Source organism: Novosphingobium sp. Chol11 (genome assembly GCF_945870625.1).
GTDB lineage: Bacteria > Pseudomonadota > Alphaproteobacteria > Sphingomonadales > Sphingomonadaceae > Novosphingobium.
The window spans coordinates 1-13,989 of record NZ_CAMBTS010000085.1; the positions used below are offsets into that span (position 1 = coordinate 1).

14 protein-coding genes, 2 tRNA genes and 1 pseudogene are annotated in these 13,989 nt (G+C 64.1%); 11 read left to right on the forward strand and 6 right to left on the reverse strand.

All coding sequences use genetic code 11. The annotated features are described in order from the left end of the window. Positions 1 to 39 precede the first annotated feature (39 nt). The 4 genes from ilvN (at position 40) to Q0O40_RS12300 (ending at position 2,872) form a co-directional block, all read left to right on the forward strand. Positions 40 to 558, forward strand: a complete 519-nt coding sequence (gene ilvN / locus Q0O40_RS12285) for an acetolactate synthase small subunit (protein ID WP_295530187.1) — start codon at positions 40 to 42, stop codon at positions 556 to 558. 41 nt (positions 559 to 599) lie between these two features. Then, the gene (gene ilvC, locus Q0O40_RS12290; protein ID WP_295530189.1) at positions 600 to 1,619 is read left to right on the forward strand and encodes a ketol-acid reductoisomerase; all 1,020 of its coding nucleotides are present in this window, start codon (positions 600 to 602) and stop codon (positions 1,617 to 1,619) included. 219 nt (positions 1,620 to 1,838) lie between these two features. After that, positions 1,839 to 2,123 carry an I78 family peptidase inhibitor gene (locus Q0O40_RS12295; RefSeq protein WP_295530220.1) on the forward strand — a complete coding sequence of 95 codons (285 nt, stop codon included), beginning with the start codon at positions 1,839 to 1,841 and terminating at the stop codon, positions 2,121 to 2,123. A gap of 197 nt (positions 2,124 to 2,320) precedes the next feature. Then, positions 2,321 to 2,872, forward strand: a complete 552-nt coding sequence (locus Q0O40_RS12300) for a YceI family protein (RefSeq protein ID WP_295530192.1) — start codon at positions 2,321 to 2,323, stop codon at positions 2,870 to 2,872. A 1-nt stretch (position 2,873) separates the two neighbouring features. Here the strand turns inward: Q0O40_RS12300 and Q0O40_RS12305 are convergent, their stop codons facing one another. Then, positions 2,874 to 4,013 carry an epoxide hydrolase family protein gene (locus Q0O40_RS12305; protein WP_295530195.1) on the reverse strand — a complete coding sequence of 380 codons (1,140 nt, stop codon included), beginning with the start codon at positions 4,011 to 4,013 and terminating at the stop codon, positions 2,874 to 2,876. A gap of 216 nt (positions 4,014 to 4,229) precedes the next feature. Here Q0O40_RS12305 and leuA point away from each other — a divergent pair, with 216 nt between their 5' ends. The 3 genes from leuA to Q0O40_RS12320 all read left to right on the forward strand — a co-directional run bounded on the left by leuA (position 4,230) and on the right by Q0O40_RS12320 (position 8,208). Further along, positions 4,230 to 5,900: a 2-isopropylmalate synthase gene (gene leuA, locus Q0O40_RS12310; RefSeq protein ID WP_295530198.1), complete on the forward strand. Its 1,671-nt coding sequence runs from the start codon at positions 4,230 to 4,232 to the stop codon at positions 5,898 to 5,900. Positions 5,901 to 5,992: 92 nt separating this feature from the next. After that, positions 5,993 to 7,039: an amidohydrolase gene (locus tag Q0O40_RS12315; RefSeq protein ID WP_295530201.1), complete on the forward strand. Its 1,047-nt coding sequence runs from the start codon at positions 5,993 to 5,995 to the stop codon at positions 7,037 to 7,039. 188 nt (positions 7,040 to 7,227) lie between these two features. Then, positions 7,228 to 8,208 carry a nitronate monooxygenase family protein gene (locus Q0O40_RS12320; RefSeq protein WP_295530204.1) on the forward strand — a complete coding sequence of 327 codons (981 nt, stop codon included), beginning with the start codon at positions 7,228 to 7,230 and terminating at the stop codon, positions 8,206 to 8,208. On the opposite strand, the gene Q0O40_RS12325 is transcribed toward Q0O40_RS12320, so the two are convergent. The 5 genes from Q0O40_RS12325 to Q0O40_RS12345 all read right to left on the reverse strand — a co-directional run bounded on the left by Q0O40_RS12325 (position 8,177) and on the right by Q0O40_RS12345 (position 11,390). After that, the gene (locus Q0O40_RS12325) at positions 8,177 to 8,734 is read right to left on the reverse strand and encodes an AHH domain-containing protein (protein WP_295530205.1); all 558 of its coding nucleotides are present in this window, start codon (positions 8,732 to 8,734) and stop codon (positions 8,177 to 8,179) included. The genes Q0O40_RS12320 and Q0O40_RS12325 overlap by 32 nt on opposite strands. Positions 8,735 to 8,786: 52 nt before the next feature. Then, positions 8,787 to 9,530: a hypothetical protein gene (locus Q0O40_RS12330; RefSeq protein WP_295530208.1), complete on the reverse strand. Its 744-nt coding sequence runs from the start codon at positions 9,528 to 9,530 to the stop codon at positions 8,787 to 8,789. A gap of 107 nt (positions 9,531 to 9,637) precedes the next feature. Beyond that, positions 9,638 to 10,108 carry a flavodoxin family protein gene (locus tag Q0O40_RS12335; protein WP_367183746.1) on the reverse strand — a complete coding sequence of 157 codons (471 nt, stop codon included), beginning with the start codon at positions 10,106 to 10,108 and terminating at the stop codon, positions 9,638 to 9,640. 17 nt (positions 10,109 to 10,125) lie between these two features. Beyond that, complete coding sequence (locus Q0O40_RS12340) at positions 10,126 to 10,425, reverse strand: hypothetical protein (protein ID WP_295530211.1); 300 nt, start codon at positions 10,423 to 10,425, stop codon at positions 10,126 to 10,128. 23 nt (positions 10,426 to 10,448) lie between these two features. Continuing rightward, positions 10,449 to 11,390, reverse strand: coding sequence for a hypothetical protein (locus Q0O40_RS12345; RefSeq protein WP_295530214.1), 942 nt, complete (start codon positions 11,388 to 11,390; stop codon positions 10,449 to 10,451). Positions 11,391 to 11,557: 167 nt separating this feature from the next. Here Q0O40_RS12345 and recJ point away from each other — a divergent pair, with 167 nt between their 5' ends. The 4 genes and pseudogenes from recJ to Q0O40_RS12365 all read left to right on the forward strand — a co-directional run. Then, on the forward strand, positions 11,558 to 13,327 hold the full coding sequence (recJ, locus tag Q0O40_RS12350) for a single-stranded-DNA-specific exonuclease RecJ (RefSeq protein ID WP_295530217.1): 1,770 nt from the start codon (positions 11,558 to 11,560) through the stop codon (positions 13,325 to 13,327). 88 nt (positions 13,328 to 13,415) lie between these two features. Continuing rightward, a tRNA-Glu gene (locus Q0O40_RS12355) sits at positions 13,416 to 13,490 on the forward strand. Positions 13,491 to 13,528: 38 nt separating this feature from the next. After that, positions 13,529 to 13,603, forward strand: a tRNA-Glu gene (locus tag Q0O40_RS12360). Between the two features lie 206 nt (positions 13,604 to 13,809). Continuing rightward, positions 13,810 to 13,989, forward strand: a pseudogene (locus Q0O40_RS12365) (hypothetical protein); the annotation flags it as partial.

The following is a 13,989-nucleotide window of genomic DNA, read 5'->3' on the forward strand; positions in this document are numbered from 1 at the left end:
GGACGACGCCGCCAAGGCGCTGGTGTAAGGGACAGGATCATGACGCAGATCGACCAATTGGCGCAGGAGCGCCACGTCCTCACCATCACCGTCGACAATGAGGCGGGCATTCTGGCCAAGATCGCCGGGCTGTTCACCGCGCGCGGCTATAACATCGACAGCCTGACCGTGGCGGACATTTCCGACAACCACGCGGTCAGCCGGATCACCATCGTGACCCACGGTCCGCCCGAAGTGATCGACCAGATCCACGCGCAGCTCGAACGGCTGGTCCCGGTACACAAGGTCGTCGATCTCACCGAAGTCGGCCCATACGTCGAGCGCGAGCTGGCGCTAGTCAAAGTTTCCGGCACTGGCAACAGCCGCGTGGAGGCGCTGCGCGTGGCGGAAATCTTCCGCGCCAAAGTGGTCGACACCACCACCGCCAGCTTCGTATTCGAACTGACCGGCGCGCCCGAGAAGATCGACAGCTTCGTCAGCCTGATGAAGGAGCTGGGGCTGGTCGAGGTTGGCCGCACCGGCATCGTCGGCATGATCCGCGGCGCGCTGGCCGCCTGAACTTTTCGCCTTTCACCAATGACATCGAGAACGGGAACGACATGAAAGTTTACTACGACGCCGATTGCGACTTGAACCTCATCACGGGCAAGAAGATCGCCGTGCTCGGCTATGGCTCGCAGGGCCACGCCCATGCGCAGAACTTGCGCGACAGCGGCGTCAAGGAGGTGGCCATCGCGCTTCGTGCAGGTTCCGCCACCGCCAAGAAGGCCGAAGCCGCTGGTTTCAAGGTGCTGAGCAACACGGAAGCTGCCGCCTGGGCCGATATCCTCATGGTCCTCGCGCCCGATGAGCATCAGGCCGCGATCTATGCCGAAGACCTCCACGCCAACATGAAGCCTGGCGCGGCGCTCGCCTTCGCGCATGGCCTCAATGTCCACTTCGGCCTGATCGAACCGCGCGCCGATATCGACGTGATCATGATCGCGCCCAAGGGCCCCGGCCACACCGTGCGCTCGGAATACGTCAAGGGCGGCGGCGTGCCGTGCCTGATCGCGGTGCATCAGGATGCCACCGGCAATGCGCACGATGTCGGCCTTGCTTATGCCTCGGGCGTCGGCGGCGGCCGTTCAGGCATCATCGAGACCAACTTCAAGGAAGAGTGCGAGACCGACCTGTTCGGCGAGCAGGCCGTGCTCTGCGGCGGGATCACCCACCTCATCCAGGCCGGGTTCGAGACGCTGGTCGAGGCCGGTTACGCGCCTGAGATGGCCTATTTCGAGTGCCTGCATGAAACCAAGCTGATCGTCGATCTGCTCTATGAAGGCGGCATCGCCAACATGCGCTATTCGATCTCGAACACCGCCGAATACGGCGACATCACCACCGGCCCGCGCATCATCACCGATGAGACCAAGGCCGAGATGAAGCGCGTCCTGGCTGACATCCAATCGGGCCGCTTCGTCAAATCGTTCGTGCTCGACAACCGCGCCGGGCAGCCCGAACTGAAGGCTGCGCGCAAAGCGGCCGCCGCGCATCCGATCGAGAAAACCGGCGCGCAGCTGCGCGCGATGATGCCATGGATCGGCGCGAACGCACTGGTCGACAAGGCCAAGAACTAAAGCAGTCAAGCACGGGCTGTCCTTAAGGGACAGCCCATTTATTCATATACTTAGTTGCCCCAAATAAACGGTCTGGTGCAAATCCCGCGAATGAACTAACTCCATTTTGGGGATAGTTTAGGGGCGACGTGCGATGATGACCGGGACCGCGCTGACGCGCGGATCAAGCCTGTTCCTGTTGCTGCTGGCAAGCTGCGGGGACCCGGCGTCACCCAATCGATCTGCTGCGCCAACACAGGCAGCACCAACCTCGGCGGTGGCCAGCCCAGAGACAGCCAGCCCGAAGAAACCGCCGAAGCAAGTTCCTGCGGGACTGACAAGGTCGCTCGCTTCATCGGTGCTGTGGCGGTGCCGCTGCTGCGCAAAGCCATCGAATCTGCCGCCGGGCACGCCCCGGTCCGCTGGATCGCTCCGGGCCAGCCGGTGACGCTTGATTTCAATCCGGCGCGGCTCAACATCATTCTGGATGAGCGCAACGAGATCGCCGCGATGCGCTGCGGCTGAGGCGCGAAAACGCGCTCGGCGCTTGCCTGCGTCCGGCCACTCTGCCATTGTCGCTGGGCACATGCCATCTTTGCCGACCATCAGGAGCCCCGAACATGCCCAGTCTTGCCCAAGCCGCCAAGTTCGTTCTCCCGCTCGCGCTTGCTGCCGCGGCTGCGCCGATGATTGCGCAAATGCCGATGGAAGCCCCGGGGAAGATGGACCCCAAGGGCGTGACAGCGGGAACCTATGCTGCTGATCCGTCGCATTCGCTGATCGGCTGGCAGGTCAATCACCTTGGCTTCAACCCTTATTTCGGCCTTTTCGGCGACGTCAGCGGCACGCTGATCATCGATCCCGCCAACCTTGCCGCCGCAAAGGTCACCGCCACCATTCCGGTGAGCAAGATCGTCACCGTCAACCCTGAGCTCACCGCACACTTGCTGCGCGCGCCAGCCGCTGGTGCCAAGCCTGACTTCTTTGGCCCCGCTCCTGCCGATGCCACCTTTGTTTCGACCAGCGTCGTTCCTGCACCGGACGGCATAAGCGCGACGATCAATGGAAACCTGACGCTGAACGGGGTGACCAAGCCAGTGTCCATTTCAGCGCGATTCTTCGGTGCCGGGACTAACGTCATGAATCGTGCCGTCACGATCGGGTTTGTCGGCTTCACAACGATCAAGCGCTCGGACTTCGGCATGAACTTCATCGTGCCGCTCGTGTCCGATGAAGTCCCCCTCAACATCACGATCGCGTTCGAAAAGAAGTAGCTCAGCGCATCTTGGCAAAAGCGGTTCGAAGCTCAGCAACAAAGGCTTCGGGCTGCTCCCAAGCCGCGAAATGCCCGCCCTTGGTCATCGTGCCCCAATGGACCAAATTGCTGCAATGCCGCTCAAACCATTTGCGCGGGGTTGGCATGACTTCCTTGGGAAACGCGCTTGCGGCCACGGGCAGGTCGAGGTCCTGCGCGGAAAAACTGGCAAAGCTCTGCCAATAAAGCCGCGCCGAAGAGGCCCCGGCGGCGGTGAGCCAATAGAGCATCAGATTATCGAGCATCGCTTCGGTGCTCAGCGCGTCTTCGGGCATGCCGCTGTTGTCGGTCCACGCCCACATCTTCTCGTAAATCCAGCCGGCCAGGCCAACCGGCGAATCGACCAGCGCATAGCCAACGGTCTGCGGCCGGGTGGATTGCTCCTTGGAATATCCCGAATCCCAATCCTGATAATGCTTGAGCGCGGCCATCGCTTTGAGTGCATCAGGATCTGGATCGACCATATCCTCGGGCAGCGGCCGCGCGATGGGCATGTTGAGATGGATGCCCGCGCAACCAGCCACCTTTTGCAAGCCGATCTGCGTAGTCACCAGCGCCCCCCAATCGCCACCCTGCGCATACCAGCGGGCGTAACCCAGCCGCGCCATGAGTTCGCCCCACGCCAGCGCGATTTTCTCGACGTTCCACCCGGCGCGTTCGGGCTTGCCTGAGAGGCCAAAGCCGGGGAGGCACGGGATCACCAGATGAAACGCATCCGCCGCGCTGCCGCCATGCGCCTCAGGGTCGGTCAACGCCGCGATGCAGCCGCGAAATTCCAGGATCGAGCCCGGCCAGCCATGCGTCAGAATTAGCGGCGCAGCATCGGCATGCTGTGAGCGGATATGCAGGAAGCGGATCGCCGCCCCTTCAATCGTGGTGGTGGAGAGCCCAGCCGCGTTGATCCACGCCTCGCACTTCCGCCAGTCATAACTATGCCGCCACTGATCGACAAACGCGCGCAAGGCCGCGAGCGGCACGCCCTGCGACCAATCGTCGACCGCTTCGCGTTCGGGCCAGCGCGCGTTATCGATCCGCGCATGGAGATCGTCCAGCGCGGCTTGCGGCACTATAAAGCTATAAGGTTCGACGGTGTTCGGCATCGCTCTCTCCCGCACGCAGTTGCAGTGCTGCTCGCTTTCACTGTGGACAAGCTTCCCGCCTTTCACCATAGCTTTTCGCCATGTCTGGCCCTTTGGACCTTACCCTGCGACTTATCCGCCCCTGGGCGTGAGCTGACGCGTCGGTCCCTCCGCCGCGCACTGCGCACAGGGGACAATATCGCAGCATCGCAATACATCCAGCTTAGAGTGCACCTCATGTCCATGCTCAAAGACCCCTCGGTCAAGTACCGCCCCTTCCCGCAAGTGCCGCTGGAAAACCGCCAATGGCCCAGCCGCACCATCACCGCGCCGCCGCGCTGGCTCTCCACCGATATGCGCGATGGCAACCAGTCGTTGATCGATCCGATGGACGGTGAAAAGAAGTCGCGCTTTTTCGATCTGCTGCTGCGCCTCGGCATCAAGGAGATCGAGGTCGGCTTTCCCAGCGCGGGGGCAACCGAATACGACTTCATCCGGGGCCTCGTCGATCAGGGCCGGATTCCGGAGGACGTCTTTGTTCAGGTGCTCACCCAGTCGCGCGAGGATCTGATCAAAACCTCGTTCGAAAGCCTTGCCGGGGCCAAGCAGGCGATTGTCCACGTCTACAACGCGGTCTCGCCGCTCTGGCGGAAGGTCGTGTTCGGCATGGATCAATCCGAGATCAAGGAAATCGCCCGCGCCGGGGCCACCTTCCTGCGCGATTCTGCGGCGCGCTTCCCCCAGACCGACTGGCATTTCGAGTATAGCCCGGAGACGTTCTCCACCGCCGAGCTCGATTTCAGCATCGCGTGCTGCGAGGCGGTGATGGACGTCCTCCAGCCTACAATCGAGAAGCCGATCATCCTCAATCTGCCCGCCACGATCGAAGCCGCGACGGCCAATATTTATGCCGATCAGATCGAGTATTTCTGCCGCAATCTGCCCGGCCGCGAAAAGGCGGTGATCAGCCTGCATACGCATAACGATCGCGGCACCGGCGTGGCCGCCGCCGAGCTTGGGCTGATGGCAGGCGCTGACCGTGTCGAGGGCTGCCTTTTCGGCAATGGCGAGCGCACCGGCAACTGCTGCCTCGTCACCCTCGCGCTCAACATGTACACCCAAGGGATTGATCCGAAGATCGATTTTTCGGACATCGACGAGGTGATCCAGACGGTCGAGTATTGCAACCAGCTGCCAGTCCACCCCCGCCATCCTTATGGCGGCGAACTGGTGTTCACCGCTTTTTCCGGTAGTCATCAGGATGCCATCAAAAAGGGCTTCGCCGCGCGCGAGACCCAGAACGACGAGCTCTGGGCCGTGCCCTACCTGCCGATCGACCCCGCCGATCTCGGCCGCAGTTATGAAGCGGTCATCCGGGTCAATTCGCAAAGCGGCAAGGGCGGCTTTGCCTGGGTGCTCGAACAGGATCAGGGCCTCAAACTGCCCAAGAAGATGCAGGCACACTTCTCGCGCCACGTGCAGGATCTTGCCGACGAAGTGGGCCGCGAACTGCAGGCCAGCGATATCTGGGGTGTGTTCCAGAAGACCTACAAGCTTGAAGGTGAGCAGCGTTTCACCCTCGTCGACTACGAGGAGGCCCGCGCGCCCGATGGCACCCGCGTCTTCGCTGGCAAGATCGCCGTCGACGGCGAAGTCCGCTCGGTCTCGGGCCGCGGCAACGGGCTGATCTCGTCGGTCGTCGCCACCTTGCACGAGAGCTTCGACATCGCGCTCGATGTGCGCGATTATGCCGAGCACGCGCTTTCAACCGGTAGCGACGCCCGCGCTGCCGCCTATGTCGAATGCGCTTTGCCCGGTGGCCGTGTGGTCTGGGGTGTGGGCATCGACGAAGACGTCGCCACCGCCAGCGTCCGCGCGATCCTCAGCGCGGCCAACGCGGCTGGCTGATCCGGGCCAGACACTCCTGCTTGGCTTGTGCCTGCCGCTTTGCCATAGTGCGCGCAACGGCCCGGTTGAGGCCCAGCCAAGCGGGAGTTTTCATGCCTGAAGCCATCATCGAGCCTGACCTGCCCATCATCGATCCACACCACCACTTGTGGGATCTGCGGCCGATGATCGGGGCCTTCCCAGAACCGCATCACCCGTTCATCGAAACGCTGGTGCCTGCGGCCTATTACACGTTCGATGCGCTCCACGCCGATACCCACAGCGGCCACAACGTGATCGCCACCGTGTTCATGGAATGCGGCGCCTTCTACCGGCAAGGGGCCGATTCGGCGCTCAAGCCTGTCGGCGAAGTCGAATTCGTGAACGGCGTCGCCGCGCAAGGCGCGAGCGGGCTCTATGGCGCTTACCGGCCTTGCGCAGGGATCATCGGCCACGCCGACATGACGCTGGGCGACGCAGCGGTGCCCGTGCTCGAAGCCCTGATAGCGGCAGGCAACGGTCGCTTTCGCGGCATCCGCCATCAAGGCGCATGGGATGCCGATCCCAATGTACTGGGCGCACCTTTCCATGCGCCGCAGGGTCTTTATGGCAGCGATGCTTTCCGCGCCGGGTTCAAACATCTAGGCGCAATGGGCCTCACCTTCGATGCTTGGCTGCTTGAGCCGCAATTGCCCGATGTGATCGCGCTGGCGCGTGCGTTCCCCGATCAGCCCATCGTGCTCGATCATTGCGGCACCCCGCTGAATACCGGGCCTTACAAAGGCAAGCTGCATGAACGCTTCGACGTCTGGCGCGCCAATATCCTCGAACTGGCGCAGTGCCCCAATGTCTCGGTCAAGCTCGGCGGCCTTGCCATGGCGTTTTGCGGCATGCCCGAACAGGGGCCGGCGGCCGGGATCGGCTCGGAAACGCTCGCCGCGATGTGGCGCCCCTACATCGAAACCTGCATCGACGCCTTTGGCCCGGCGCGCGGAATGTTCGAAAGCAACTACCCGGTCGACCGCTGGGGCGCGACCTATCCGGTGCTGTGGAACACCTTCAAGCGCCTCGCCCACGGTGCCTCAGCGGAAGAAAAGCGCGCGCTCTTCGCGGGCAATGCAGCGCGGGTCTACGGCATCGAACACGTTCTTGCGGCCTGAAACACACCCTGCCCCCTCCCGAAAGCAGAAGGGGGACTGTTGCGCACCTCTCCCCTCGCCGCTTGCGGGAGGGGTTTTGGGTCGCGCTGCACCGCACCCCGCCCCTCGAGGTGATCAATCCCCTTTGACAGCCCAACACGGCCTGCTAAAGCCCATTTAACCGCTCGCTTAAAATCGGAGCCTCACAGATGTCCCTGCCCCCGCTCTTCAAGAATATGCGCCTGCCGGTCATCGGATCGCCGCTGTTCATTATCTCCGGCCCCGAACTCGTCATCGCGCAGTGCAAGGCGGGCATCATCGGCAGCTTCCCCTCGCTCAATGCCCGCCCGATCAGCCAACTCGACGAATGGCTGCATCAGATCACCGAAGAGCTGGCCACGCACAACCGTGATCATCCAGAGTCGCAGGCGGCCCCTTTCGCGGTCAACCAGATCGTGCACAAGACCAATAACCGCCTCGAAGAAGACATGGAGCTCTGCGCCAAGTGGCAGGTGCCGATGCTGATCACTTCGCTCGGCGCGCGCGAGGATATCTTTCAGGCCGCGCATGGCTGGGGCGGCATCGTGCTCCACGATGTGATCAACGACAAGTTTGCGCACAAGGCGATCGAAAAGGGCGCGGATGGGCTGATCCCGGTTGCGGCTGGCGCAGGCGGCCATGCCGGCGCGCTATCGCCGTTTGCGCTGATGCAGGAAATCCGCAGCTGGTTCAGCGGCCTCGTCGCGCTATCGGGCGCCATCGCGCATGGCCGTTCGATCCTCGCGGCGCAGGCGCTCGGCGCGGATTTCGCCTATATCGGCTCGGCCTGGATCGCCACCGCAGAAGCGCGCGCTGACGAGGGCTACAAACAGGCCATTGTCGATTCGAGCGCTGATGACATCGTCTATTCCAACCTCTTCACCGGGGTGCATGGCAATTACCTCAAATCCTCGATCATCAATGCCGGGCTCGATCCGCAGAACCTGCCGGTCAGCGATCCCTCAGCGATGAACTTCGGCTCAGGCGGCAATACCAAGGCCAAGGCCTGGAAGGATATCTGGGGTTCGGGCCAGGGCGTTGGCGCGGTCGACAAGGTGGAAACGGTGGCCGAACGCGTGGCGACCTTGACCAGCCAGTACCGCGAAGCCGTCGCCGAACTCAGCACGAACACCGCGCCATTTGCACCCTGACCGAGAGCTTGCTGTCGGTGGCATGCCACAGCACCTCGGCCATCCGGTCGAGGTGGCTATAGTCTAGCGCAGGATCGCGGCGATTGAGCACGATCTCCTCGCCTTTGGGCGGGCTGAGCATGCGCCGACGCAGCGCGCGCTGCAACAGATCGAGCCGCATCAGCGCTTCGAGCGCGGCCAGTTCATCATCGGCGCGCCGGGTCCGGCTCCAACCCATTTCGATCTGGCCAAACCGCTCGATGACCATTTCGGAATAAGTGCTGTGCGGGCCCCGGTGAAGCGGCAGCCCGATGGCTTGCGCGCCCTGCCCGGTTGCCGGAAGCAGCAACCCATTGCGGCGAAAATCATGAAATCCGATCCGCTCCGGCCCGATCGCGGCAATCATGCGGGTGAACGCGCGGCGGCCTAGCAGCTGGCGCGGCAGAAGATGATGGCGCTGCAATCCGGCTTTGTATCCCGACTTTCCCGGGACATTGACCGAACGAAAGGGAATGTGCGCCCGCAAGGGAAACCCATCACTGATCATAGCTTCAGTGTCGCAAACGAAGATCAATGAAACCTTTGCAGAGGTCGTGAATTCACAGGACCCTGACGTTAAGCCTGTCCTGCCCAGCAGGTTCGAGCCACACCGCGCCCGCGCCGGTCAGCACGACTTCGCACGCGGCATCGACCCGCCCATGCGCCACCAGCCAGTCGGTCAGCCGCACAGCGATGCGGCTATCTTCGCGGCTGGGCGCTTCGCCCTTGGCCTGAAGCGAGAATTCCTGGCCGACCAGAAACGCGAGCCCTTCGCTATCGAACCCGCGCTCGCGCCGGATCAGCGCAGTCAGCGCCATTGCCGGAAACGGTCCGCCGGCGAGCCAGATGCCAATCGATTCCGCAAACCACGCTGGGGACATGATCGTGCGCGCAGGATGCCAGATGATCGCGCGCAAACCGGCCAGCGGGGCCAGCTTGAGCACCAACCCGGCCGCGACACGCACCACTGGCAAAAGATGCTGCGCGCCCGCCAGATGCGGCCCCGGAGCGAACGTGAGCGCCGCAAGGCCAGCAGGGTCGAAGTCTGGCGGCAAAGCCACAATGTGGGCGTAATCGGGGGGGCGGCACGCTTCCCGGGGCGCAAGTCCGTCAAGATCGATGGTCAAGCCCTCGCACAGCAATTCGGTGCAGCCGAACGGCGCTCCTGCAACACCGCCCTCGACCAGCGAAAATTCGCCCGACTGCAAGGCCAAGGCCGCCAAGGCTTGCGCGTCAGGACGCGCCGCTGCTTCGAACAACAACGCGGCGAGCGGTTCGCAGCCTGCATTATGTTCGATGACCAAACGACCCGCCCCCCTGACAGGACCAAGCTTGGCATCAAGCAGACCCGCACGTCGAGTCCTTTACCTCCAATTCGGGTCTATTCCACCCGAGGTTCGGCGCATTCCGATCAATATATACCCAATGCCAGCCCCGCCCCGAGTGCTTGTCCCAATTCGTGACATTGATTCAGCGCTTTATCGGACAGTGTCTTCGCACCCAGGATCTGCGCCGGGGTCTGCGCGCCAAGGTTGATCACCAGCGGATCGGCAACGCGGCGCAAGCGCCATCCTTTGACGATCCGGTCGATCTGCGCCTGCGCGCCGCTTCCATCCGAACCCGCTGCTATTGCCGTGGCATAAACGCGCCCTTCGATCAGCCCGAGCAGCGGATAGTAAAGCCGGTCGAACATATCCTTCATCATGCCCGACATCGTGCCGAGGTTTTCGGGGCAGACAAACAGGGCTCCACCCGCCCCCAGTAAATCGTCCGCGCACACGTCTTGCGCCGCCACCAGCCGCACGGTGCAATCCAGCGCAGCGCCATTGGCCGCCGCGCGCGCCATCGCCTCGGCGGCGCCGGTCCGGCTATGCCAGATCACCAGAAGCGCCCGGTCGTTCAGCAGCCGTTTCCATCACTACTGCCGCCGCCGCCCAGCATCCCGCCCATCAAGCCCCCCAGCCCGCCGAGGCCCCGGCGCTTGGGCTTTTGCTGGCAATCGGGTGATGCCCGGCGTCCGGACCGGGGATCTTCGCTGTCCCCCATGCCGTCCATCCCGGGCATGCCCAGCAGCAAGGTTGTGGTCGAGCGGTGGCGGATACGCGCAGTCCATTCCAGCTTCCACGGCGCTTTGGGATCGGCGGGCCGGGGCGGAAAAGCAAAATCCTCCTGCGGCCCAAAGGCCGAAAGCGTCGCCATCTGGAACTGCGGTGATGCGGCTTTCACTTCGGCCGGAACCAGGCAGGTCCTGCTCTGCGGCCCCAGCACGGTCTTGTTCGCGACCACTTGGCCACCGTCGCGGGTGACAGCCAGTCTGACAGGCCGCCGCCGAATTCGCGGGTCGCGCTTGATGACCACCACACGATATCGCCCATCGTGCCCCCCGGCCCCTGCTTGCCGCCGAAAAGCGAGGCATGAAAGCCGGTGGCGCCCATCAGCGGATTCCAGCGCAGCAAGATCGCCCCGCTGGGCTGCGCCATCGAGGATGCGCTGAGCGCGCCCATGAAGTCCTTGGTCAAGGTAAAGTTCATGGCGGGCGCATAAGTGCTCGCCACCCGGTGATCGCCCAGCAACGAGCTCTCAGGCTTCACAAACTTACCGTCGTCAGAGGGCCACCTGCCATAAGTCTTGCTGCTCTGCGGGCTCACAGTGCGCTCGCGCGGCACTGCGCTGGACCACAATCCCGGCGGCATCTGCCCAGCCGCCAGCTTGGCAAAATCGATTACCACCGGTTGCCCGGCCGGCGCATGTTCGCCGCAGCCCCAGAAGATCAGCATCCGCCCCTTCGGTCGCTTAAAATCGCGGACCTCGGGTTCATCGGGTCCGTCGGGTGCTTTGACCGGGGTGCTGAGCGCAACCGAGGTGCCAAGCCTGGCACCGGCCGGCATGAAGTGATCTGCCTTGGGAGCGCCGGTTGCCGCGCGGCTTGAGCCCAACTCTAGGAGCAGTTCATGCTGCGGAGCAGGCCGCCCGCCCATGCCCATGGCCATCATCGCGCCCATGCCGCCGCCGCGCATGCCGGCCATGCCCCCGAGGCCCGATGTCGTGCCGGCGCGCATCTCATAGCGCGCGATCGGCCCGGAAGTTTGCGCGGCCACTATTCCAGCAACCGCAGCCGCGCCCGCCCCTGCCAGAACGAGCAGTCCAATCGCGCGATGATCCATAGCACCGTTCTCCCTTGCTGTGCCGCCGCGCTCCCGCCGCAAAGGCTGCGAACGGCACGCTACCCTATGGCACCATAACAGCAACCGCGCTGTCAATCGCGGTAATTGCGCGGACAGCCTGCGCGCAGCCCTTCCCCCCCGCGCCGCTATGCGTTAGCGCCCCAGCGATGATCCCTGTTACCGCCATCGCCTCGTCCATCTCCGGCCTCGCCTGGCACTGGCGCGGCGGCAATATGGAGATCAAGGGCGAAGGCGGGCTGGATAACCTGGTCGATCAGTTGCTGCTCTCGCGCGGAGTGGCGCGCGACGATCTAGAGCGCCAGCGCCGCCCAACCTTGCGCGCATTTCTGCCCGATCCTTCGATCTTTCGCGATATGGACACCGCCGCCGCGCGCCTCTCCGATGCGGTGGAGGCTGGCCAGGCCATCGCGGTCTATGGCGATTATGATGTCGACGGCGCGACCAGCGCGGCGCTCTTGATCCGCATGCTGCGCGATCTGGGCATCGCTGCGCGCGCCTATATCCCCGACCGGCTGCTCGAAGGCTATGGCCCCTCGGGCGAGGCGCTGGTGCGGCTCAAAAACGAAGGGGCGCAGCTGATCATCACGGTCGATTGCGGAGCGATGGCTTATGAGGCACTGGCCGCCGCCGCAGCAGCCGGGGCGGAGGTGATCGTGGTCGATCATCACAAATGTGGCGCAGAGCTGCCGCGCGCGGCCGCGCTGGTCAATCCCAATCGGCTGGACGAGGACGACGAAGCCGCCGCCTTCGGCCATCTCGCTGCGGTGGGCGTCGCGTTTCTGCTGGGCGTTGCCACCCTGCGAACGCTGCGTGGGCGGGGATTTTTCGAGCGCCGGGCCGCGCCCGATCTGATGGCGCTGCTCGATCTGGTGGCGCTGGGCACCGTAGCGGATGTCGCGCAAATTCGCGGGCTGAACCGGGCGTTCGTGGCGCAGGGCCTGAGGATCATGGCGCAGCGCCAGAACGTCGGCCTCGCCGCGCTGATCGACGCCAGCCGCTTGAACCGCGCGCCAACTTGCAGCGACCTCGGCTTTGCGCTGGGTCCCCGGATCAACGCCGCCGGGCGGGTGGGTGATGCCGGGCTCGGCGTGCGCCTGCTCACCACGCTGGACGCCGACGAAGCGCGCACCATCGCGGCGCAGCTTTGCCGCCTCAACGATGAGCGGCGCGCCATCGAACAGATCGTTCAGGAAGAGGCCGAGGCGCAGATGGCAGCCCAGCACAACCGCGCCGTGCTGGTGCTGGCGGCGCGCGGCTGGCATCCCGGGGTGATCGGCATCGTGGCCGGCCGGATCAAGGAAAAGTCTGGCAAACCTGCGGTCGTCATCGCGCTGGAGGGGGACGAAGCCGGCAATGGCAAAGGCTCCGGCCGCTCCATCGCCGGGGTCGATCTGGGTGCCGCCGTAATCGCCGCGCGCGAGGCGGGCCTGCTCAAAGCAGGCGGCGGACACGCCATGGCCTGCGGGCTGACAATCGCACCAGAGATGCTTGGCCCTTTTGCCGAGTGGCTGGATGAGCGCCTCGCCCGCGAAGTCAGCCTTGGCCGAACCGGGCAATCCTTGCTGCTCGACCTGTCGCTGACCCCGCGCGGACTGACCCCGGATCTCATCGAAACACTCGAACAGGCCGGGCCGTTCGGCATGGGCTGGCCCGGCCCGCGCGTAGCGGTGGGGCCAGTGCGGCTGGTCAAGTGCGATCTGGTCGGCACCGACCATGTGCGCATGATCGCCAGCGGCAGCGACGGCCGCTCGTTCAAAGCCATCGCCTTTCGCGCCGCACAAAGCGAACTGGGCCAGACCTTGCTGCACGGCACGCGCGGACGTCAGCTGTGGCTCGCGGGCCGCGCGCGGATCGACGATTGGGGCAGCCGCCCGGCGGCGGAGCTGCATGTCGATGATGCCGCATTTGCGGATTAAAGGGCAATGCTGGCGCTTGCCTGAATCTGGGGCTTGACGCATCGGCACCGCCGCCCTAACTGCGCGGCCTGCCTCGTGAAACCTACTTGGCCCCTTCGTCTAGCGGTTAGGACGCGGCCCTTTCACGGCTGAAGCACGGGTTCGATTCCCGTAGGGGTCACCAGGGTTTTGCCGGTCTTGCGGTCGGTCAAGCCCATGCTCGGCCCCTTCGTCTAGCGGTTAGGACGCGGCCCTCTCACGGCTGAAACACGGGTTCGATTCCCGTAGGGGTCACCAGCAAGATCAGAGCCATTTGCGCCACGCTGAGCGATGCCCCGGAAGGCCGCGTACCCAATTGTTTCAGGTCCCAGATCCGCGCGTTCGGCCTTGCGCTGGCGGTTTGAACAGGCGGCGCAGAGCCGCTCACGGGATTTGGGCTGACGCTAAGGTTTGCTTCACTTGACCGGAGACGGATAAGTTTCGAAGATGGCGACCATGCAATCTTGCGCTATTTTCAGAAGGTGTTCGGGGATTCTCAGCCGCGCGGTGCAGATTCTGAGCCGCCGGCGATCAACCCGAAACCGGCGGCGATCCCTGCGGCTGCGGCATTCGACTATGCCGACCCCCGGATCCCCGATGCCTCGCGAAACCGCATCGCGCAGGTCCTGGGCTTGATCGCCGAG